This window comes from Cognatundibacterium luofuense (assembly GCF_018139685.1).
Taxonomy (GTDB): domain Bacteria; phylum Pseudomonadota; class Gammaproteobacteria; order Burkholderiales; family Burkholderiaceae_D; genus Undibacterium; species Undibacterium luofuense.
In genome coordinates, this window is sequence record NZ_JAGSPN010000484.1 from 1 (window position 1) to 309 (window position 309).

Consider the following 309-nt stretch of genomic DNA (forward strand, 5'->3'; position numbering starts at 1 on the left):
ATCGGCGAGCCCAAGCATCCCACACCGGCACTGATTGAAGATGCTCTGCGCAATAACTTGGCGGGTCTGGCCAGTTACCCCTTAACCGCCGGATCGGAAGCCTTACGTCGCAGCATCGCCAACTGGATCGCGCGACGTTATGACATCCCGGCGCCTGACTTTGCCACTGAGATTTTGCCGGTCAACGGATCGCGCGAAGCCTTATTTGCGCTCGCGCAGACCGTCGTCAACCCGGCTGCATGCAAAGATGGCAAGCCACTCATCATGTGCCCAAATCCGTTTTATCAGATTTACGAGGGTGCCGCCTAT

1 pseudogene is annotated in these 309 nt (G+C 57.3%); it reads left to right on the forward strand.

Features of this window, described 5'->3' with window-relative positions:
* Positions 1-309 (forward strand): annotated as a pseudogene (locus tag KDM89_RS21330) (succinyldiaminopimelate transaminase); the annotation flags it as partial.